The sequence below is a fragment of the Streptomyces sp. NPDC093546 genome (assembly GCF_044765045.1).
In the GTDB taxonomy this organism is placed as follows: domain Bacteria; phylum Actinomycetota; class Actinomycetes; order Streptomycetales; family Streptomycetaceae; genus Streptomyces.
This window is the reverse complement of record NZ_JBIWJG010000017.1, coordinates 20,028-38,053: the sequence shown is the minus strand read 5'-3', so window position 1 is coordinate 38,053 and position 18,026 is coordinate 20,028. Positions and strand designations below refer to the sequence as shown.

Sequence of the window (18,026 nt, the reverse complement as noted above, 5' to 3'; positions counted from 1 at the left end):
GTCAGGCGGCCCGGGGGCGGGTCAGCTGGGCCTGGCCGAACAACAGGGCGTAGCCGTCGGGAAGTTGGGCGAGCAGGCGGCCGAGGAGGTCCGGACCGGCGAGGCGGGCGACGGCCCGGAGGACCGAGCCGGTGTCCCAGCGGGCGGCGCCCAGGCCCGCGCCGGTGCGGGCGGCGATCTGCTGGACGAAGCCGAATCCGGACACCGCCTGGGGCGCGGGGACCTGGGAGGCGAACGCGCGGGCCGCTTCGGCGGGGAGCCGTTGCGCGAGTTCCACCCGTTCGTCGCCGGTCACCTGCCGCCCGAGCTCCGCCAGCACGCTGCGCGTGATGGCGTCCGCCTGCGCTCGTGTGGCGTACAGGCCGTTGCGCTTCACGTGGTCGACCAGGTCGTCGTACGACAGGGGCGCGTTGGATCGCGGGGCCGGGACGGTGGTGAGCATGGGTGTGCGAGTCGCCTTTCTCGTCTTCCTCACTGCGTGGGATGCCCTACGGCTTTTTATATAGCTCGCCCATGAGAAAGTTGACAACCCTCGACTCAGTGTCGACCCCGCACACCTGGATTCCGACCCGGCGCGCCCGGGTTCCGACCCCGCACCGCCGTGCTCAGGCGGCCTCCCCGTTGGCCTTCAGCTGACGCATCCGCAGGTCCAGCTCGCTGCGGTAGAAGTCGATGAAGCCGTCCGGGTCGGGGCCCGCGTTCTGCATGACCAGGCGGTCGAAGCCCGCGTCGACGAAGCCCTGCGCCACTTCCACGTAGCGCTCCGGGTCGGTTCCGCAGGCGAACTGGCCGAGGATGTCCTCCTCGCGCACGGTCGTCGTGGCGGCGTCGAAGTTGACGGGGTTGGGGAGCTCGCTCATCACCTTCCATCCCGTCACCGCCCACCGGGACGTCTCCAGCGCGGCGCGTGCCGCGGTGTGCTCGTCCGGCGCCCACGCCATGGGGACCTCCGCGTACCGGGGGCCGCCGCCGCCCGCCTCGCGGTACTGGCGGACGATGTCCGGCTTGGGCTCGGTGGCGAAGAGGCCGTCCCCGAGCTCGGCGGCGATCCGGGTGGAGGCCGCGCCGCTCGCGGCGACGGCGATGAGGGGCGGCTCGGCGGGCAGGTCGAAGACGCGGGCGTCGGCGAGACGCAGGTGCTTGCCCTCGTACGAGCGGTAGCCGCCGCGCCACAGCAGGCGGATGATCTCCAGGGCCTCGCGGAGCATCTCGTGGCGGGTGCTGACGGCGTCGGGGAAGCCGGTGCCGACGACGTGCTCGTTGAGCCGCTCGCCGGAGCCGACGCCGAGGACGAACCGGCCGTCCGACAGGACGGCGAGGGTCGCGGCCGCCTGCGCGATGATCGCGGGGTGGTAGCGCACGGTCGGGCACGTGACACCGGTCGCCAGCCCGATCCGGCTGGTCCGGGCCGCGATGGCGCCCAGCACCGTCCAGGCGAAGGGCGAGTGCCCCTGGTTGTCCAGCCAGGGGTGGAAGTGGTCGCTGATCTCGACGAAGTCGAATCCCGCCTCCTCCGCCAGGACCGCTTGCCTGACCAGTTCACCGGGTCCGAAGGCTTCTGCCGCGAGCTTGTAACCGATCTCCATGGGGCTGAGGGGTACCCCGCCGGGCACGGCCGTAACAGGACGGGGGGCGAACGGGTGAGGGCGGTCCGCACCGTGTGCAGCCCGCCGGGACCTCCGTACGCCGCCGGTCGGCCCGTCGGCCCCGTCAGCCCGTCGGGGCGGGCGGGAAGGGCATGCGGGGCGTGTACGCCTGCCGCCCCAGCCCGCTGAAGTCCATCGCGCGACCCACCTGCGTGAGGGTCTCCTCGGCGACGCGGCGGACGTCGGTGGGGACGTCCCCTCTTTCCGCTATCAGCCTGTCGTAGATCGGGGCATCGCCCAGCACAGCGGAGTCCATGTCGAAATACCTTTCCGTCAAAGCGTGTTGGTCGCTCGGTCGCTCGCCCCGCCGCTGGGGTAAGCAGGGCACGAGTGTACGGGCCCATGATCCGTCGTGGGGGTCGCGCGGGCGCCTCGGGCTCAGGCCGTCACGGGAAGCGTCACCTCCCAGGTGTCGACGGCGTACTCCCTCCGCATCCCATGGGCCTCGTAGAGCCGCAGGGCGCCCGTCTCGTTGAGGGTGTCCACGCCCAGGCCGAGCGTCTCGCGGCCCAGGGCCGCGTACGCGCCGAAGGCGTGCCGCAGGAGGTGGCCGCCGATGCCCCGGCCGCGTACGTCCTCGCGGACGCCGAGGTTGCTCACCCAGGCCATGGATTCGCGGTCGTTGCGGCTGACGAGCACGGCGGCGTCGCCGGCGCCCTCCAGGGCGGCGATCCAGACGAGCGACCAGTCGCACTGGGCGGCGTCCATGTCGTGGAGCCACTGCTCGTACGTACGGCTCCGGTGGTCGAAGTGCCCCGCGAACGTCTCCTCGACGAGTGCGTGGGCGCGGCGGCGGTCGGCCTCGTCGGTGCAGTCGCGCAGCGTCACGCCCGCGGGCGGCTCGGGTACCGGGTCGCCCTGCGGCGATATCGCCCGGCTCATGACGTGGTAGCGCCGCACCCGCCGCCAGCCCCGGGCGTCGAGGAGGGCGGTGTCGGTGGTCGGCTCGTGGTTCAGGTGGAGGTGGACGACCGCCCGGTCCGCGCCGCTGCCGGCCGCCCGGGCGCGGGCCCTCTCCTCGGCCAGCTTCAGCAGCCGTTCGCCGGCGGCCTGGTGCGCGGGCAGGACGTAGTGGTCGATGTTCACGCGCTCGGCCCTGGAAGCGGGCAGTACGAGCGCGTAGGCGACGAGCCGGCTGTCCTCGAAGGCGAGCCACGAGTCCTCGGCGAGGTCCACGTCGGGGTGGGCGAGGTCGGCCTCGACGCTGTGGAGCTCGGTGTCGGGCGCGCCGGTCTCGATCGTGTCGACGGCGTTGAGCAGCTCGCATATCAGCGGCGCGTCATCCGGCCGGGCGGCCCGGACGGTCGGTTGGGGTGCTTCGTGCATCCGATCACTGTCGGTGTCCGGTGTCACGGCCCGCAAACCGTTTTACACGCGAACCGTCGCTGTTCGGGAGTCGCGGGTGTCGCAGGTGTCGCGGGTGTCGCAGGTGTCGCAGGTGTCGAACGGGAGAACACTGGCACCATGAGAGACGTTCTCCGTGACTTCCTGACGGCCCTCACCTCCGCCAGCCGGGCGCGCGTCCAGCGGGAATCCGCGGAGCGGCAGCAGCAGCTCGCCGAGCAGTGGCGGGAGCGCCTCACCGGGGGCGGCCGGTCGCCCGAGCGACAGGGGGACGGCTTCCTCGTCCCCGACATGTCCGAGGCGGAACGGGAGGCCGAGTACGTGGCCGCCACTCTGGAGCCCCTGGAGACCGGCGGAACCAGCGGGACCGGCGGCACCGGCGGCACCCGGGATGAGCCGGACCGGCCCCCGGAGGGTTGAACCACCGTCCGCGCGGTTACCCGCCAACCCATGGCACGGATGACGAAACGGCAGCACAGGAACGAGCCGGAGCCCCCCGTCACCGGCCCCGGCCATGACGACGGCGGCCACCGCGGCGTTCACCGGGACACTCACCGCGACGACCGCCCCGGACCCGACCCCGAGGTCCAGGACCGGGCCCCCGACGAGCCCACCGACATGCCGAAACGGTCCTGGTGGGCCGTGCTGCGGCGGACGTTCGCGGAGTTCAAGGACGACGAGCTCGCCGACCGGGCCGCGGCCCTGACGTACTACGGGGTGCTCTCGCTCTTCCCGGCCCTGCTGGTCCTCGTCTCGCTGCTGGGCCTCGCGGGCGAGTCGGTCACCCAGTCGGTGCTGGACAACCTCCAGAAGTTCGCGCCCGGCGCGGCGCGGGACGTCATCACCAACGCGGTGCAGCAGTTGCAGGGCTCGGCGGGGGTCGGCTCGGTCATGGCCGTGGTCGGTCTGCTGGCCGCGGTGTGGTCGGCCTCCGGTTACATCGCGGCGTTCATCCGCGCGTCGAACGCGGTGTACGACATGCCCGAGGGCCGCCCGGTATGGAAGGTCATGCCGCTGCGGCTGGCGCTCACCGTCACGCTGATGGTCCTGGCGCTGGTCAGCGCGCTGATCGTGGTCTTCACCGGCACGCTCGCCCGGCAGGCGGGTACGGCGCTGGGCCTCGGCGACACCGCCATGACCGTGTGGTCCATCGCGAAGTGGCCGGTCCTGGTCCTGCTCGTCACCATCATGATCGCGATCCTGTACTGGGCCGCGCCCAACGCCCGGGGCCGCGGCTTCCGCTGGATCACCCCGGGCAGCCTGCTCGCCCTGCTGATCTGGCTGCTCGCCTCCGGCGGATTCGCCCTGTACGTGGCGAACTTCGGCTCGTACAACAAGACCTACGGCACCCTCGCTGGTGTGATCATCTTCCTGATCTGGCTGTGGATCACGAACCTGGCAGTCCTGCTCGGCCTGGAGTTCGACGCGGAGCTGGCCCGGCAGCGCGCCATCGACGGCGGCCACCCGGAGGACGAGGAGCCGTACGTGGAGCCGCGCGACACCAGCAAGTGGACCGATGAGGACCGCCGCCGCATGGAGTGAGCGGGCGGCGAGGAGGGGTACCCGGGCGCCGCGGGCCCCGCGGTGGGGCCCGGAGGCACAGCCCCGACGAGGAGGCTTCCCGTCATGACCAGCTCACCGCGTACGACCGCTCCCCGCAGCCCCGTCCAGCAAGCCGCACTCCTGGTGGGGCTGGTCTTCCTGCTGGTGGCGGTGCTGGGCTTCATCCCGGGCATCACCACCGACTACGGCTCGATGGAGTTCGCGGAGCACCACTCCGAGGCCAAGCTGCTGGGCGTCTTCCAGGTGTCGATCCTGCACAACCTCGTGCACCTGCTGTTCGGCATCGCGGGCCTCGCCATGTCCAGGTCCGTGTCCGGCGCCCGGGCGTTCCTCGTCGGCGGCGGGGTCGTCTACCTGGCGCTGTGGCTGTACGGGCTCTTCATCGACCACGACAGCGGCGCCAACTTCGTGCCCGTCAACACGGCCGACAACTGGCTGCACTTCGCCCTGGGGGCCCTGATGGTCCTGCTGGGCGTGGTGCTGACCCGCCGTCGCGCCCGGGTCAGCGGGCGGTGAGCACGATCCACACCTGACCGGGCGCGAAGTTCAGCGGCTGCCCGGCGGGTGTGGTGAAGGTGGTGCCGCTCTCGGGCGCCGGCCGGTTCCACCGCGCGTCGTGGGCCCGCCCGTCGCGCAGGACGAGTGCGTCGCCCGAGCCGACGGTCTCGGTGTACGGAGAGACGCTCCCCGACCGGTCCCGGAACTTCGAGGGGCGCACCTCGACGTCCTGCACCACGACGGTGGGGGCGCCCATCCGGCCGCCGTCCGTGGTCCGGGCGGGCGTTCCGTCCATGGCCACCTGCCACCGCTTGCCGCTCTCCGACCAGGTGAAGGTGTAGCGCGCCGCCGGGTAGCGAACCGTGTGCTCGTTGACCTGGCGGCCGCCCTCCGGAGCGGCGCCGAAGCGGAAGCCGATGTCGCGCGCCTTGTCGGCCTGCGGCGCGGCGGCCAGGGCCCGGTCGGGGCGCAGGTAGAGGTTGTGCGGCGCCGGGCGGTCGCCGCCGCGGAGGTAGGCGCCCGGCGCGTCCGACGGGGCGAGCGGGAAGAGGGGCGCGGCGTCGATGAGGGGCTGGAGCTTCGACTGCGCGCCGGAGTACGCCAGCGCCGGTCGGCCGAACTGCCGCAGCAGCTCCATGTCCGACTCGCGGACGCTGCGCACCGGCCCCACCGTGGGCGGCTGCCGGGAGGAGAAGACGGCGAGGATGCGGCTCTGGCCGGCCTCGACCTGCTCGACGTAGACGATGTCCGCGGCGCCGAGTCCGGTGTGCGGGCGCGCCGGGCGCACGTTGTCGATCTTGACGGCGAGGACCGGCGTGCCGGAGCGGGCCGGGAGGCCGGTGAAGGGCGAGACGTCGGCCGGGGTGGAGGCGGGGGGCTTCGGGGAGGCCCCGCGCGGCTCGGACCGGTCCGAGGAGGAGCAGCCGTACAGCCCGGCGGTCACGGCGGCGCACACCGCCACGGCGACCCCTGCCGCTGCTGGTCCCGGCTTGCGCTTCGTACCCATCGGCCCAGCTCCTTGCCATCAGTGCACCACGAAAACGGGCGCCGGGACAGAGCTGTGCGGAGGCGTCCATTCGGGGCCTCCTGCGCGACCGGCCGTAGCGGCGGGCGCCGCCGGGGTATGCGACTCCCATGCCCGAGAAGTCTTCCGGTGCCGAGGGCCGGCGGTGGTGGGCCGGCCGGCTGGACCGGCTCGGCCGGCTGTACGGCGCCTTCCACGGCTCGGCCGCCGGGCGCGGGTGGCGGCGGGGCAACGAGCTGGAGCTGATGCACCGGTCCATGGGGTTCGCGGCGATCGGGCTGCTGACCCTGGTGCCGCTGCTCATCGTGGTGGCGGCGGCCGACCCGGCGAACGGGCAGGGCTTCGCGGACTGGATCTCGGACGGGCTCGGCGTGTCGACCCCGGCGGACATGGAGGTGCGGCGGCTGTTCGCGACGCCGGGGCGGGCGCTGGAGTCGACGACCGGCTTCGGTATCGCGGCGCTGGCGGTGTTCGGGATGACCTTCGGCGGTGTCGTGCAGACGGGGTACGAGAAGGTGTGGGAGCTGCCCGCGGCGCGCTGGCACACCATGTGGCGGCACTGTGTGTGGCTCGCCGTCCTCATCGGCTACCTGCTGCTGTCCGCTCACGTGGCCACGCGGCCGGCGGACGCGGGCGAGCTCACCTGGCGGGCCACGGTGGCCGTGGTGACCGGGGTGCTGTTCTTCTGGTGGTCGCAGCGGCTGCTGCTGGGCGGGCGACTGCCCTGGAGGGCCCTGCTGCCCGGCGCGGTCGCGACCGTGATCGGCCTGGCCGGCCTGCGGGGCTTCTCGCGGCTGGTGTTCTCCCCGCTGATCGCCTCGAACACGGTCGCGTACGGCCCCGTCGGCACCATGCTGGTCGTGCAGTCCTGGCTCGTGGGGGTCGGCTTCGTGGTCTTCGGCGGCTCGCTGGTGGGGCGTCTGCTGTACGAGGAGCGCTGGCACCTGGAGCGGATCGCGCGGCGGTGGCGGGACCGCGTCCGGGCGCGGCGGCGGCCCTAGGGGGTGTCTTGCCGTGGAGCCGCCACGGGCCGGTGGTGTGCTCCGTCGGCGGTCAGATCAGCCCGACGCTGGAGAGGTAGTACGCGACGACGGCCGCCACACAGGCCAGAACCATCCACGAGCGCAGGCTCGTGTGCCGCTGCCGGCGCTGCTGCCGGCGCTCGTGCTTGCGCTGCCGCCTGGCGGGCTTGCGGTCGCGGCCGGGGCGGCGGCCGTCCGCCGGGTGGGCGGTCCGGGGCGCGGCGTCGGCGGCGGTGTCGGCGAGCAGGCGGCGGCAGGCCGCGGCGAGCTCCGCCGTGGAGGCGGAGAGCGGCATGATCACCTCGGAGCGCGCCGGGGCGGTGGTGCCGCCGTCCAGGATGCGGCCGGCGCGCAGCAGGACCTCGTCGCGGCCGCCGGCGGGGGCGAGGCTGATCCAGCGCTCGACGTGTTCGCCTCGGATGACCACTCCCCCGGCGCGGTCCCGGTAGACGGTGTGCTCGCGCCACAGCACCGCGGCCAACTCCCCGGCTCTCTCCCTCAGCTGCGTGCTCATACCCCACCCCTTCACCGAACGTCTGAGCGAACCACCGCACTTTAGCGTCAGGTACACACCAAGTGGTTCCGCGGGGGCCGCGTCTGCCCGCGCCCGGTGAAGGGACGCGTGGAGCCCGAGCGGGTGGGCAGGCAAACAGCCGGGCGAAACAGGACCGCCCTTGTAAACAGTGCAAGGATGGACATCCGGGCAGAGGCGGCATGGTGACACAGGGCGGTTTGCACATGAATACGAAACCGACAGCGACCAAGGGCGTGACCTCGAGCGAGGCCGTGTACGGCGCCCCGTGCTGGGTCAGCCTGATGACCCACGACCTGAGCGCCGCGCAGAAGTTCTACGGCGCCGTGCTCGGGTGGACGTACCGCCCGGCGCGGCTCGGCGAGGAGTTCAGCGTCGCGCTCGCCAACGGCAAACCGGTGGCCGGGATGGGTGCCCTGGCAGGCGCTCTGCAGATGGCCGTCGCCTGGACCCCGTACTTCGCCGTGCAGAACGCCGATGAGACGGCGTCCCGCATCAGGGAGCGCAGCGCCACCGTCGCCGTCGGGCCGGTGTCCTTCGCGATGGGGCGCGGTGCCCTCGCGGCCGACCGGGACGGGGCGGTGTTCGGCATCTGGGAGGGCCAGCTGCTGTCGGGCTGGCAGAACTGGCGGGACGCGGCACCCGCCTGGGTGAGGCTGCAGACCCGCGACGCCTTCGAGGCGGCGATCTTCTACGGCGAGATCCTGGACTGGGCGAGCGGGCGTCCCGGCGGTTGCGACGTCGAGTACGAGGAGGACGAGGTCGTCCTGCGCAGCGGCGGGCGCGTCGTCGCCCGGCTCAGCTCCGGGGCGCTGGAGGCCGCGCCGGACCCGTCGATCCGCCCGCGTTGGCAGGTCTACTTCCCCGTCCCGGACGTCGACGCGTGCGTACGCGAGGCGCGGGAGCACGGCGCCTCCGTCGTCCACCACGAGCCCGGCGTGGAGGCCACCCTGCGCGACCCGGACGGGGGCCTGTTCGTCGTCACCACCCAGACCCTGGCGGAGTGAGCCGGCCCCGCACGGCGGGCTGCGCCCCTGCCGGCAGCCCGCCGAGCTGGTCCAGCAGTATGCGCCGTTCGGCCTCCTCCCGGGCGAGGACGGCGGCCAGGACGTCGTCGTCTCGGCGGCAGGTGATGGCCTCCCGTACGAGCGCGGCGAGGACGTCCGGCGGGATGGCCTCCGCCTGGGTGGCGGCGGCGCCGGCGCGCAGCGGAGCGGACGGCAGGTGCAGTTCGGCGACCTGCGCCTCGGTGACGGCCAGGCGCTCGAAGTCGACGCGTACGTCGGGGGCGTCGAGCGAGGCGAAGGCCTTGACGTCCTCGGCGAGGGAGGTGAAGAGGTGCTGCCGCCCGGGGTCCCAGTCGCCGACCAGCAGGACGCACACGGCGCCGTGTCCGCCGGTCGCGGCCCGGCGCGCGGCGGCGCGCCTGCCGGACAGGGAGGTGAGGACCCCGCCCGCGTACACGGGCACGCCCCAGGGGTCGGTGACGGCCGTCAGCTGCGGTACGAGACCGGCCGGCTCGCACCACACTTCGAGGCGCGCCTCCTGACCGGCCTGGCGGTCGAGCCGGTAGGCGCGGGCGGCGTCGGCGACGGCGCGCCGGAAGCCGATCGGGCCGTCGAACGTCCGCGGCTCGGCGGCGGGGTCGGCGTCGTCGCCGATCGCGAGCCAGGAGATGCGGCCGGCGCGGCGGGCCATGCCGAGCATGTCGACCAGCCTTCTGTACGTGCGCTCCTGCTTGGCGAGCGCGCCGTCGGCGACCGTCGCGTACCAGATCTGCCGGATGGTCAGCGGCAGCTGTGCGGCGTAGCGGCCGAGGACCATCTCGACCTCGGCGAGTAACTGCTCGGTCGCCGGGCGCGGTTGCCAGTCGGGCTGGTAGCCGCGAGGTCGTCTGTCCGGCACGGCGGCCCCCTTTCGACCCGACACCGACACCTGTCTCCTTAGGGCTTGCCCACTGAGGGAGCCGTCGTCACCCGTGCGGAGGGTACGGATCGGGTCACATCCGGCCACGCCGCTCGGGGGCCGGACGGGGGCGCGTGCGTCGGCCGACCTTCAGCCGACCTTGCGGCCCGCGAGCGGCGCGGTGTCCTGGCCGGCGCCGGTCCGCATGCCGCGCAGCAGCTCCTCCAGCGCGTCGAGCGCGCTGCGCTGCGGGTGCCAGCCGAGCTCGACCCGGGCGCGGGTGCAGTCCATCAGCGGCAGGCGCAGCACCGCGTCGAAGAGGTGCGGCGAGGCGGGCACCAGCCGCAGGTTCCAGGCGGCGGCCAGCGCGGCGCGGACGGCCGGGCGGGGCACGCGGACGAGCCGGGCGCCGAGCAGGTCGGCGAGTTCCTCGGCGCCGATGGGGGGCTCCGCGGCGATGTTGAAGGCGCCGCCCACCTCATGGCCGAGCGCGAGGCGGTACGCCTGCGCCGCGTCGTCGGTGTGCAGGGCCTGGAACCGCAGCCCGGGGATGTCCGGCACGAAGGGGACCGCCCCCGGGCGGGCCAGCGTCCCCGGCAGGAAGCGCCCGCCGAAGATCCGGCGCTGTTCGCTCGCCGACTCCTCCTTGAACAGGAACGCCGGGCGCATCCGCACCACCCTGACGCCGGGGTTGCGGACCTCGAAGGAGTCCAGCACCCGCTCCAGGTACGCCTTCTCGCGGCAGTAGGCGGCGTCCGGCCAGCCGTGCGTGGGCCACGACTCGCCGACGGTCCGGTCCTTGGGGCCCGGTGAGTAGGCGCCGACGGAGGAGGCGTGGACCAGGACGGGCACGCCGGCGGAGGCGACGTCCCGGAAGACCTGGAGGCTGCCAAGGACGTTGGTGCGCCAGGTCCTGACCGGGTCGTGGGTCGGCTGGAACGCCCAGGCCAAGTGGATCACGGCGTCGGCGCCCTCGAAGTGCCTGACGAGGTCGGTGTCCTCGGCGAGGTCCACGGCCGCCCAGTCGGTCTTGGGCGGCGACCAGCCGGGCAGCCTGCGCGCCAGGCCCAGTACGGATGCGATCTGCGGGTCGTCGGCCAGCGCCGCCACCACGCTGGTGCCGACGTTGCCGGTGGCTCCGGTGACGACGACCCTCTTGCCGGCTTCCATGCTCACGGTCCTGCCCTCCGACGGATCGTACGGACGTACGGATCGACGTGCCCCGGCACGCGCCGGGACGCTCCGGGTACCCGCTGGGCGGCCGTCCACGTGCGCACCGTCAATGCCGCGACCACGGGACGCACTCGGACGAGTGGGAGGGAAAATCCCGCCTCGGGGCGGCCTCGAGCGGGGCCTGCCGCGGGGCAGGCCATGGTTCGACACCTGCCGTGACGGAGCGGAAAGGCTTCGATACGGCGTGTTCCGGACGGAGTTGGCCGGTAATCGCCGGGCCTTTGGCATATGCCAGAAGCACCCCCCTATCGAGTGTTGCCAAACCCCTTACAGGCCATCGCGGCCTGTGCAACAGTCGTAACCGGTCCTTATATTTCAGACCCTGGCCACACCGCGCCCGTATCGGAGTACGACATGCCGTCCCATCTGTTCGCGGACCGTGCCGCCGGGCAGCCGCCCGAGCGCGGCACGGTGGACGCGCTGATCTCGCAGACCCGCCGACTGCGGGGCGACGTCGACGCCGTACGCCGGGACGCCGTCGCGGACGAGGACGACCCGCAGGGCCGCTGGCAGCGCGCACTATGCGATCTCGCCGTCCACCAACTGGACGACCTCGGCGCGCAGTTGGGCCAGCTGAAGGAAGGGCTGCGCGAGGACCGCGCCCTCGACGTCCGGTCCGCCGACGCCGACGCCCGGTCCGCCGAGGAACGGACTGAAGAGGGCGAGAGCGCCGGGGAAGCGCCCTCGGACGCGCCCCCGCGCACCGGTGCGCTGCTCAGCCGGGTCGGCAGCGCCCAGTGGAACCTCCTCACCGACGAAGTGACCTGGTCCGACGAGCTGTTCCAGATCTTCGGCCGCTCTCCCGAGTCGGGCCCGATGTCGCTGGACGAGCTGCCGTCCATGGTGTTCGCCGAGGACCAGGCGGCGCTGACCACGATGGTGACGGGCTGTCTGATCGACGGCAAGCCGATCGACGGCGAGTTCCGGATCGTCCGGACCGACGGCCGGGTGCGTACGCTCCACATGATGGGCGAGCCGGTCCTCGACGCGGACGGCTGCACGGCGTCGATGTGGGCCGTTTTACGGGACGTCAGCGAACTGCGCCGCAGTGAGCGGGTGGTCCGCGAATCACGGGAGTCGCTCCGCCGCCGCCAGGACATCGAACAGACCGAGCACCGGGTGGCGGTGGAGCTCCAGGAGGCGGTCCTGCCGCCGTGGCGCGGCTCGCTGCGCCTCCCGGACGGCGGCCCCGCCGCCCTCGACCTGGCCGGGCAGTACCTGCCCTCCGGTTCCAGCGCGCTGATCGGCGGCGACTGGTACGACGCGCTGGAGCTGCCCGACGGGGACACGCTGCTGTCCGTCGGCGACCTCACCGGGCACGGCGTGTCGGCGACTTCCTCGATGGCGATGCTGCTGGGTGCGCTGCGCGGCATGGCCGTGGCCGGGATCCGGCCCGGGCCCCTGATGGGCCACCTGAACCAGCTGCTGGAGACGTCGGCGCACACGGCGCTGGGCAGCGCGGTGTGCTGCCGCTACAGCCCGGCGACCGGCACGCTGACCTGGGCGCAGGCGGGACACCCCGCCCCGCTGCTGTTCCGCGGCGGGGCGGGGCGTGCGCTGACGCGGCCGGACGGCGTGCTGCTCGGCGCGACCTCACAGACGGCGTACGAGCAGACCGAGGTGCGGCTGCTCCCCGGTGATCTGCTGGTCCTGCACACGGACGGACTCACGCGCGGCACGGGTACGGACCCCTTCGGCACGGAGGGGACGGAGCGGCTGCTCGGGATGGCACCGCGGTTCGCTCGGGCGCGCGACGCGCAGGAGTGTGTGCGGGTGGTGGTGGAGGAGTTCGGCGCCTGCCCGCGCGAGGACGACGCCTGTGTCATGGTCGCCCGGATCGGCGACCCGTCGTAGGTACGCTCGTAGGCACGGTGCGGGTACGGTCCGGGTACGACGAAACGACGTCTTAGATCTCGGTGCTCCGCTGCTTCTTCGCGGGCTTGGGCATCGCCACCTGGATCTCCTCGCGCAGGTCCTCGATCTTCGAGTAGTCCGCGTACTTCCCGGTGAGCCGGTACATCTCCCGCAACCGGTCCCAGGTGCGCTGCGAGGAGGTCTCCCCCATCGACATCAGGGCGAGGCGCGCGTACCGGTCGGCCTGTTCGGGGTCGTCGGCGATGAAGCACGCCGACGCCATCGACAGGTAGTCGAAGATCTTCGAGCGCTGCCGGCCGTCGATGCGCAGGGCGAGTGCCTTCTGCGCGAAGTGCTGGGCCTGCTTCGCGGCGCCCGGTTCGTGCTCGGCGAGGGTGCGGTAGGCGAGGGCCTGCATCCCGTACAGGTCCTCCTTCTTGAAGGTCTGCATCCAGCTCGGCGGGGGCACGTCGCTGCGGTCGGAGACGAAGAGCTCCTCCGCCTCCCCGAGGGTGCGGCGCATCGCCTGGCCGTGGCCCATCGCCGCCTGCGCCCACGCCTCGATGGTGTGCAGCATGGCGTGTGTGCGGGGCAGCATCTCGGGGCCCGAACCGGCGCGGGCGAGCTTCATCAGGTCCAGGGCCTCGTCGGGGCGGCCGAGGTGGACCATCTGGCGGGCGGCGCGGGAGAGCGCCTCACCCGCGCGCGGCAGGTCGCCGCCTTCGCGGGCCGCGTGCGCGGCGATGACGAAGTACTTCTGGGCGGTGGGTTCGAGGCCCACGTCGTGCGACATCCAGCCGGCCAGGACGGCGAGGTTGGCGGCGACGGCCCACAGCCGCCGCTGGATGTGCGGGGGGTGGTGGTAGGCGAGCATGCCGCCCACCTCGTTGAGCTGGCCGACGACCGCCTTGCGCTGGAGCCCGCCGCCGCGGGCGGCGTCCCAGGCGCGGAACACTTCGACGGAGCGTTCCAGTGCCTCGATCTCCTGGGACCCGATGGGGGCGGCCTCGTAGCGGTCGAACCCGGCCGGGTCGGCGTGCAGGGGGTCGTCGAGGCGCGGGGCGTCCGCGCCGAGTGCGGGGTCGGTGCGGAACCAGTCGTGCATGGCGCTGGTCAGTACGGAGCCTGCGGTGAGCGCGGCACCCGCGCCCACCAAGCCGCGTCGGTTGAGCATGAGGTCCATTCCCGTGAATTCGGTGAGGACCGCAGCCGTACGCTCGGGCGCCCAGGGCAGCCCGTCAGGGTTGTCGGTGTTCCTGACGTCCCGCCGTTTCCCGGCGCGCCCGTGTCGTACGAACCCGAGGTCCTCGATGGTCACGACACGGCCGAGTCGCTCGGTGAACAGGGCTGCCAGCACCCGGGGCACGGGATCGCGCGGGGTCTCCCCCATATCGATCCACCGCCGGACGCGCGACGTGTCGGTCGCCAGCTGCGGGTGGCCCATGGCCGCCGCCTGCCGGTTCACGAGCCGCGCGAGCTCTCCTTTGGACCAGCCGGCCAGGCCGAACAGATCTGCTAGGCGGGTGTTGGGTTCTCCGGTCACGTCAAGCCCCCAGGTTCTCGGCTGAGTTGACAGTAGCCCGCCGGCATAGGGCTGGCGACTATTCGCCAGGCTTCGCCAGGGTCCGCCAGATGGTGTGCCACCCGCGCGCGGGTGTCAGGTAGGAAAGCGCCACCCCGCCCCGGTAACCGGCCCTCATTCCCCAGGGTGTCGGCCGGTTGCCGGGCCGGGGCAGCGTACGTAACTCGTCGGCACACGAAGGGATCTGTCTCGCCCATGTACACAGCATCGTCCTCCGTGTCCGCCCCGCCCCGGCCCGCGCGCACCCTCCCGGCCGGCAGCGGGCCGTATCCGGATCCACCCCAGGCCGTACGGGCCCGGCGCTGGGCGGGACCGGCGGCGGGGCCGCTCAGTGGAAGGATCGACCTGTCCGGTCCGCAGGGCGCGCAGTTGCGCAAGGCGATCGCGTCGGTGCACCGGGTCTGCCCGGAGTTCAACCCGGTCCAGCTGATGCGGCGCAGCAGCCGCTCCGTCCTGCTCGTCGGGACGACGGGACGGGCCACCGCGGTCGCCAAGGTTTTACTGGACCACTCCACCGCCTGGGCCGAGCGCATCCGTCATGAGATCGCGGCCTACCGCACCTTCGTCCGGCACCGCCCGCCGGTGCGGGCGCCGCGGCTGATCGCCGCGGACCCCGACAACTGCACCCTGGTGATCGAGCGGATGCCCGGCCGGCCCGCGGCGCTCAGCCGCCACCCCTTCGAGGCGCCGCCGCGCGCGGACGTACGGGCCGCGCTGGGGGCGATCGCGCGGCTCAACGCGTGGCGGCCGCCGGCCGGGATGTTCGACGCTCCGCTGGACTACGCCTCGCGGATCTCCCGCTACCACGAGCTGGGGCTCTTCACCGACCGGGACCGGGACGACCTGCAGAAGCTGCTGCACGGGCTGGCGCACGCGGGCGGGCTGGGCGGCATGGGCCAGTTCTGCCACGGTGACGCGCTGCTGTCGAACATCCTGCTGTCACCGGCGGGCCCGGTGCTGGTCGACTGGGAGCACGCGGGCTGGTACCTGCCGGGCTACGACCTGGCGACGCTGTGGGCCGTACTGGGCGACGCCCCCGTCGCGCGGCGCCAGATCGCGCAGCTGGCGCAGGCGGCGGGGCCAGCGGCGCGCGACGCGTTCCTGGTGAACCTGATGCTGGTGCTGACGCGGGAGATCCGGACGTACGAGACGGCCGTGCAGCGCACGATACGAGAGGCGCCGCCGGTCGGCTCGGTACCGGTTCAGCCGGGCGGCCTGTCCGCGGGCGAGGAGCAGCGCCTGCTGCTGAGGCGGCTGCACGACGACTGCGCCATGGCCCGCCGGGCCGTGCGCGCCGCCGTCGGCACACGCTGACCGCCCCCCGGAGGGGAGTGCGCTGTGTGACCGGTGCCGACACACCGGCGCACAGCGCACTGCCGGTTTCACGGGCGCGGGCGCGGTGGTGTGGCGCGGGAGGGGCGGGAGGTGCGGGCCGTGTGGACGGCCCGGTGGAAGGGGGCGTACAGGTCCGGCGGCAGAGCGGTGCCGCCGGCGGTGGCGACCAGGGCGGCGGCGACGTCCCGCAGCTTGGTGTTGCCGTGCTGGGAGATCTCCACGAGCACCTGCCAGGCCCGGTCCGCCGGGCAGGGGGTCAGCGCCATGATCATGCCCTGGGCGCGGTCGATGACGCCGCGGCTGTCCAGGGCCCGGCGCAGCTGGTCCACCTCGGTGGCGAGGCGTGCGGTGTCCGTGCGCTCCACGGGGTGCGCGGTCGTCACGGCCGGGTCCGCCCTTCGGTCGGCTGCCACGTCATGGGGTCGTTCCTCCGCTGTTCCTCTGCTGTGTGTGCCTGCCGGGGTTGTGTCCGGACCGCAGAGGGCGCAAGCACGCCGTACGGCCCGTCCGGGCCGGGACTTTCGTCCCGTCGTGGGCGGGCCTTCGGCGGCGGTTCTTCCGCGCCGACCGGCCCCGGTGTCGGCCGGTGGAGTGGCCGGGCGTTTACCGCCCTCCGTGCCGGATACGCAGCAGATGTCCGTTTTGCAGGTGTCTATGATCCGGGAGGCCGCGACCATGCCGTCCGACGTGGTGTCGCTGAAGGCCTTCATCGAGCGGGAGATCGCGACGCTCCGCGCCGATGTGCGCAGGGCGACGGATGCCGTCGCGCCCGCCCCCGGGCGCCCGGACGGGCCGGTTCCCGGCGAGGGCGCCCGCGAGGCCGAGCAGTGCCCGTGCGGCCAGGGCCACGGCGCCTCGCACAGCTGCGTGGACGCCGGTGAGGACCATGACCCGTGGCGCTGCCTGTGCGCCGCGCTGCCGGGCATCCCGGTGTCCGCCGCGCTGCTCGCGCCGGTGCGGGATGGTTCCGGGGCCGTCACGGACTTCGTCATCCGGGCGGGAAACCACATCCGCTCGGTGGAGTGGCTGGTGCCGCCGGACCAGCAGGTCGGGCAGCGGTTCTTCGAGGTGGCGCGCACCGGCGCCGCCGCAAGCGGGCTGCTGTCCGCGCTCAGTGAGGTCCTGGAGACGGGGCGCGCCCTGGGCGGCCTCGTGGTGGACTACACCGAGGAGCGGTACGGCAGGCTCAGGCGCGTCCAGCTGGTGCACTACGCGGCCGCCTGCGGCGAGCAGGTGCTGACGACCTGGCGGCCGGTGCGCAGCCAGGCGGAGCTGCTCACCATCGACGCCCAGCACCTGGCCTCCATGGGGTGGGGCTGGTGGGACCTGCTGTCGGGCGGGGTGTCGTGGTCGGAGGGGCTCCAGCGGATCTTCCGTACGGATCCGGCGCTGCCTTGGACGCTGCTGGAGCTGTGCGACCACCTGGTGGCGGCGGACGTGAGTCCGTTCGGCGAGTTCATCGCGTCCGTGCTCGCCGGTGAGGAGCCCGCCTGGACCCGGATCCGGTTCCTGGTGCTGGGCGAGGTCCGCACGGTGGACCTGCTGGGGCGGCCGGTGGCCGGGACGGACGGGCGGCCCTGGGCGGTGCAGATCGTGGCCCGCGACCTCACTCCGCAGATGCGCAGCCGGCGTCGCCTGGTGGAGAAACAGGTGGAGACGGAGCAGCTGCGGCAGCAGGCCGCGGCGGAGCGGCACGTCGCCTCCGCCCTGCGCGAGGCGCTGCTGCCGACGTACTCCGAGGGGCTGGCCGAGCTGGGGCTGACGGCCGCGGCCGCGTATCTGCCGGCCGAGCCGGACGCGGCCGTCGGCGGCGACTGGTACAAGTGCCGTCCGCTGCCGAACCGCCGGGCGCTGATCGCGATCGGGGACGCGAGCGGGCACGGTCTGGACGCGGTGGCCCGGATGGCCCAGCAGCGGTACGCGATGGCGGGGCTCGCCCACTCGGGCGCCTGCGCCGGTGACGTCACCACGTGGCTGAACGAGCTGGTGTGCAGCGAGCCCACCCCCGCGACGGCCACCATGTGCGTGGGGCACGTCGGGGACGACCGGGTGTTCCGGTGGACGTGTGCGGGGCATCCGGCGCCGCTGCTGCTGCGCGACGGCCATGTCTTCGCGCTGCCGACCGACCACCGGGGGCCGATGCTGGGTGTGCTGCCCGGCCATGACTACGAGACGGCGGAGTTCCCGCTGGAGGGCGGGGATGTGCTGCTGCTGTACACCGACGGGGTGGTCGAGCGGCGCGGCCAGGACATCACGGACGGCATCGACGCGCTGGCGCGGGCGCTGACCGGGAGCAGTGGTCTGCCGCCGCAGGGCATCATCGACCGGCTCACCGACGAGTACGAGCGCACGGTCCATGACGACGACGCGTGTCTGCTCGCCGTACGCGTCGACTGAGCACGGCATCCACCCCCCACCAGTACGACTTATATGACTAATTCATGAGTCGCGTGGGACGCATGGGACATGGGTAAGCCCGGCCCGGAAG

General features: G+C 73.2%; 18 protein-coding genes. 8 read left to right on the top strand and 10 right to left on the bottom strand.

Annotated features, from left to right (window positions below; translation table 11 throughout):
- Position 1: 1 nt before the first annotated feature.
- From ACIRNI_RS28220 to ACIRNI_RS28205, 4 genes are all read right to left on the bottom strand, one after another.
- Positions 2 to 442 carry a DUF2267 domain-containing protein gene (locus tag ACIRNI_RS28220; RefSeq protein ID WP_403555609.1) on the bottom strand — a complete coding sequence of 147 codons (441 nt, stop codon included), beginning with the start codon at positions 440 to 442 and terminating at the stop codon, positions 2 to 4.
- A gap of 163 nt (positions 443 to 605) precedes the next feature.
- Positions 606 to 1,586 carry a TIGR03557 family F420-dependent LLM class oxidoreductase gene (locus tag ACIRNI_RS28215; RefSeq protein ID WP_355357801.1) on the bottom strand — a complete coding sequence of 327 codons (981 nt, stop codon included), beginning with the start codon at positions 1,584 to 1,586 and terminating at the stop codon, positions 606 to 608.
- Between the two features lie 124 nt (positions 1,587 to 1,710).
- Entirely contained in the window at positions 1,711 to 1,902 is a 192-nt protein-coding gene (locus ACIRNI_RS28210; RefSeq protein ID WP_355357798.1) for a hypothetical protein, read from the bottom strand.
- Positions 1,903 to 2,024: 122 nt separating this feature from the next.
- Entirely contained in the window at positions 2,025 to 2,972 is a 948-nt protein-coding gene (locus ACIRNI_RS28205; RefSeq protein ID WP_403555606.1) for a GNAT family N-acetyltransferase, read from the bottom strand.
- 138 nt (positions 2,973 to 3,110) lie between these two features.
- Here ACIRNI_RS28205 and ACIRNI_RS28200 point away from each other — a divergent pair, with 138 nt between their 5' ends.
- The 3 genes from ACIRNI_RS28200 to ACIRNI_RS28190 all read left to right on the top strand — a co-directional run bounded on the left by ACIRNI_RS28200 (position 3,111) and on the right by ACIRNI_RS28190 (position 5,069).
- Positions 3,111 to 3,410, top strand: coding sequence for a hypothetical protein (locus ACIRNI_RS28200; protein WP_403555604.1), 300 nt, complete (start codon positions 3,111 to 3,113; stop codon positions 3,408 to 3,410).
- Between the two features lie 30 nt (positions 3,411 to 3,440).
- The gene (locus tag ACIRNI_RS28195) at positions 3,441 to 4,532 is read left to right on the top strand and encodes a YihY/virulence factor BrkB family protein (RefSeq protein WP_403555603.1); all 1,092 of its coding nucleotides are present in this window, start codon (positions 3,441 to 3,443) and stop codon (positions 4,530 to 4,532) included.
- 84 nt (positions 4,533 to 4,616) lie between these two features.
- Positions 4,617 to 5,069, top strand: coding sequence for a DUF4383 domain-containing protein (locus tag ACIRNI_RS28190; protein WP_403555601.1), 453 nt, complete (start codon positions 4,617 to 4,619; stop codon positions 5,067 to 5,069).
- Here the strand turns inward: ACIRNI_RS28190 and ACIRNI_RS28185 are convergent.
- Complete coding sequence (locus ACIRNI_RS28185) at positions 5,056 to 6,057, bottom strand: DUF3048 domain-containing protein (protein ID WP_403555599.1); 1,002 nt, start codon at positions 6,055 to 6,057, stop codon at positions 5,056 to 5,058. The genes ACIRNI_RS28190 and ACIRNI_RS28185 overlap by 14 nt on opposite strands.
- A gap of 128 nt (positions 6,058 to 6,185) precedes the next feature.
- On the opposite strand from ACIRNI_RS28185, the gene ACIRNI_RS28180 reads away from it, so the two are divergent.
- Positions 6,186 to 7,076 (top strand): ribonuclease BN, encoded by an 891-nt coding sequence (locus tag ACIRNI_RS28180; RefSeq protein ID WP_403555597.1) that lies wholly within the window; start codon positions 6,186 to 6,188, stop codon positions 7,074 to 7,076.
- 52 nt (positions 7,077 to 7,128) lie between these two features.
- Here the strand turns inward: ACIRNI_RS28180 and ACIRNI_RS28175 are convergent, their stop codons facing one another.
- On the bottom strand, positions 7,129 to 7,611 hold the full coding sequence (locus tag ACIRNI_RS28175) for a hypothetical protein (RefSeq protein WP_403555595.1): 483 nt from the start codon (positions 7,609 to 7,611) through the stop codon (positions 7,129 to 7,131).
- Between the two features lie 224 nt (positions 7,612 to 7,835).
- On the opposite strand from ACIRNI_RS28175, the gene ACIRNI_RS28170 reads away from it, so the two are divergent.
- Positions 7,836 to 8,636, top strand: coding sequence for a VOC family protein (locus ACIRNI_RS28170; protein WP_403555593.1), 801 nt, complete (start codon positions 7,836 to 7,838; stop codon positions 8,634 to 8,636).
- Here the strand turns inward: ACIRNI_RS28170 and ACIRNI_RS28165 are convergent.
- Both ACIRNI_RS28165 and ACIRNI_RS28160 read right to left on the bottom strand, forming a co-directional pair.
- On the bottom strand, positions 8,611 to 9,534 hold the full coding sequence (locus ACIRNI_RS28165; RefSeq protein ID WP_403555591.1) for a hypothetical protein: 924 nt from the start codon (positions 9,532 to 9,534) through the stop codon (positions 8,611 to 8,613). The genes ACIRNI_RS28170 and ACIRNI_RS28165 overlap by 26 nt on opposite strands.
- A 150-nt stretch (positions 9,535 to 9,684) precedes the next feature.
- On the bottom strand, positions 9,685 to 10,704 hold the full coding sequence (locus ACIRNI_RS28160; protein ID WP_403555754.1) for an NAD-dependent epimerase/dehydratase family protein: 1,020 nt from the start codon (positions 10,702 to 10,704) through the stop codon (positions 9,685 to 9,687).
- Positions 10,705 to 11,121: 417 nt separating this feature from the next.
- Between ACIRNI_RS28160 and ACIRNI_RS28155 the strand changes: the two genes are divergently transcribed.
- Positions 11,122 to 12,621 carry a PP2C family protein-serine/threonine phosphatase gene (locus ACIRNI_RS28155; RefSeq protein ID WP_403555589.1) on the top strand — a complete coding sequence of 500 codons (1,500 nt, stop codon included), beginning with the start codon at positions 11,122 to 11,124 and terminating at the stop codon, positions 12,619 to 12,621.
- Positions 12,622 to 12,673: 52 nt separating this feature from the next.
- Here ACIRNI_RS28155 and ACIRNI_RS28150 read toward each other — a convergent pair whose 3' ends face one another.
- The gene (locus ACIRNI_RS28150) at positions 12,674 to 14,164 is read right to left on the bottom strand and encodes a hypothetical protein (protein ID WP_403555587.1); all 1,491 of its coding nucleotides are present in this window, start codon (positions 14,162 to 14,164) and stop codon (positions 12,674 to 12,676) included.
- A gap of 234 nt (positions 14,165 to 14,398) precedes the next feature.
- Between ACIRNI_RS28150 and ACIRNI_RS28145 the strand changes: the two genes are divergently transcribed.
- Complete coding sequence (locus tag ACIRNI_RS28145; RefSeq protein ID WP_403555586.1) at positions 14,399 to 15,517, top strand: aminoglycoside phosphotransferase family protein; 1,119 nt, start codon at positions 14,399 to 14,401, stop codon at positions 15,515 to 15,517.
- A gap of 68 nt (positions 15,518 to 15,585) precedes the next feature.
- On the opposite strand, the gene ACIRNI_RS28140 is transcribed toward ACIRNI_RS28145, so the two are convergent.
- Positions 15,586 to 15,951 carry an ANTAR domain-containing protein gene (locus ACIRNI_RS28140; protein ID WP_403555584.1) on the bottom strand — a complete coding sequence of 122 codons (366 nt, stop codon included), beginning with the start codon at positions 15,949 to 15,951 and terminating at the stop codon, positions 15,586 to 15,588.
- Positions 15,952 to 16,192: 241 nt separating this feature from the next.
- On the opposite strand from ACIRNI_RS28140, the gene ACIRNI_RS28135 reads away from it, so the two are divergent.
- Entirely contained in the window at positions 16,193 to 17,935 is a 1,743-nt protein-coding gene (locus ACIRNI_RS28135; protein WP_403555752.1) for a PP2C family protein-serine/threonine phosphatase, read from the top strand.
- Positions 17,936 to 18,026 lie beyond the last annotated feature (91 nt).

Bases quoted from the DNA above. Each gene is read 5' to 3' on its own strand.
- ACIRNI_RS28200 (WP_403555604.1), top strand. From the start codon at position 3,111: ATGAGAGACGTTCTCCGTGACTTCCTGACGGCCCTCACCTCCGCCAGC.
- ACIRNI_RS28205 (WP_403555606.1), bottom strand. From the start codon at position 2,972: ATGCACGAAGCACCCCAACCGACCGTCCGGGCCGCCCGGCCGGATGAC.
- ACIRNI_RS28180 (WP_403555597.1), top strand. From the start codon at position 6,186: ATGCCCGAGAAGTCTTCCGGTGCCGAGGGCCGGCGGTGGTGGGCCGGC.
- ACIRNI_RS28160 (WP_403555754.1), bottom strand. From the start codon at position 10,704: ATGGAAGCCGGCAAGAGGGTCGTCGTCACCGGAGCCACCGGCAACGTC.
- ACIRNI_RS28155 (WP_403555589.1), top strand. From the start codon at position 11,122: ATGCCGTCCCATCTGTTCGCGGACCGTGCCGCCGGGCAGCCGCCCGAG.
- ACIRNI_RS28215 (WP_355357801.1), bottom strand. From the start codon at position 1,586: ATGGAGATCGGTTACAAGCTCGCGGCAGAAGCCTTCGGACCCGGTGAA.
- ACIRNI_RS28175 (WP_403555595.1), bottom strand. From the start codon at position 7,611: ATGAGCACGCAGCTGAGGGAGAGAGCCGGGGAGTTGGCCGCGGTGCTG.
- ACIRNI_RS28220 (WP_403555609.1), bottom strand. From the start codon at position 442: ATGCTCACCACCGTCCCGGCCCCGCGATCCAACGCGCCCCTGTCGTAC.
- ACIRNI_RS28185 (WP_403555599.1), bottom strand. From the start codon at position 6,057: ATGGGTACGAAGCGCAAGCCGGGACCAGCAGCGGCAGGGGTCGCCGTG.
- ACIRNI_RS28135 (WP_403555752.1), top strand. From the start codon at position 16,193: ATGATCCGGGAGGCCGCGACCATGCCGTCCGACGTGGTGTCGCTGAAG.
- ACIRNI_RS28195 (WP_403555603.1), top strand. From the start codon at position 3,441: ATGGCACGGATGACGAAACGGCAGCACAGGAACGAGCCGGAGCCCCCC.
- ACIRNI_RS28190 (WP_403555601.1), top strand. From the start codon at position 4,617: ATGACCAGCTCACCGCGTACGACCGCTCCCCGCAGCCCCGTCCAGCAA.
- ACIRNI_RS28145 (WP_403555586.1), top strand. From the start codon at position 14,399: ATGTACACAGCATCGTCCTCCGTGTCCGCCCCGCCCCGGCCCGCGCGC.
- ACIRNI_RS28170 (WP_403555593.1), top strand. From the start codon at position 7,836: ATGAATACGAAACCGACAGCGACCAAGGGCGTGACCTCGAGCGAGGCC.
- ACIRNI_RS28210 (WP_355357798.1), bottom strand. From the start codon at position 1,902: ATGGACTCCGCTGTGCTGGGCGATGCCCCGATCTACGACAGGCTGATA.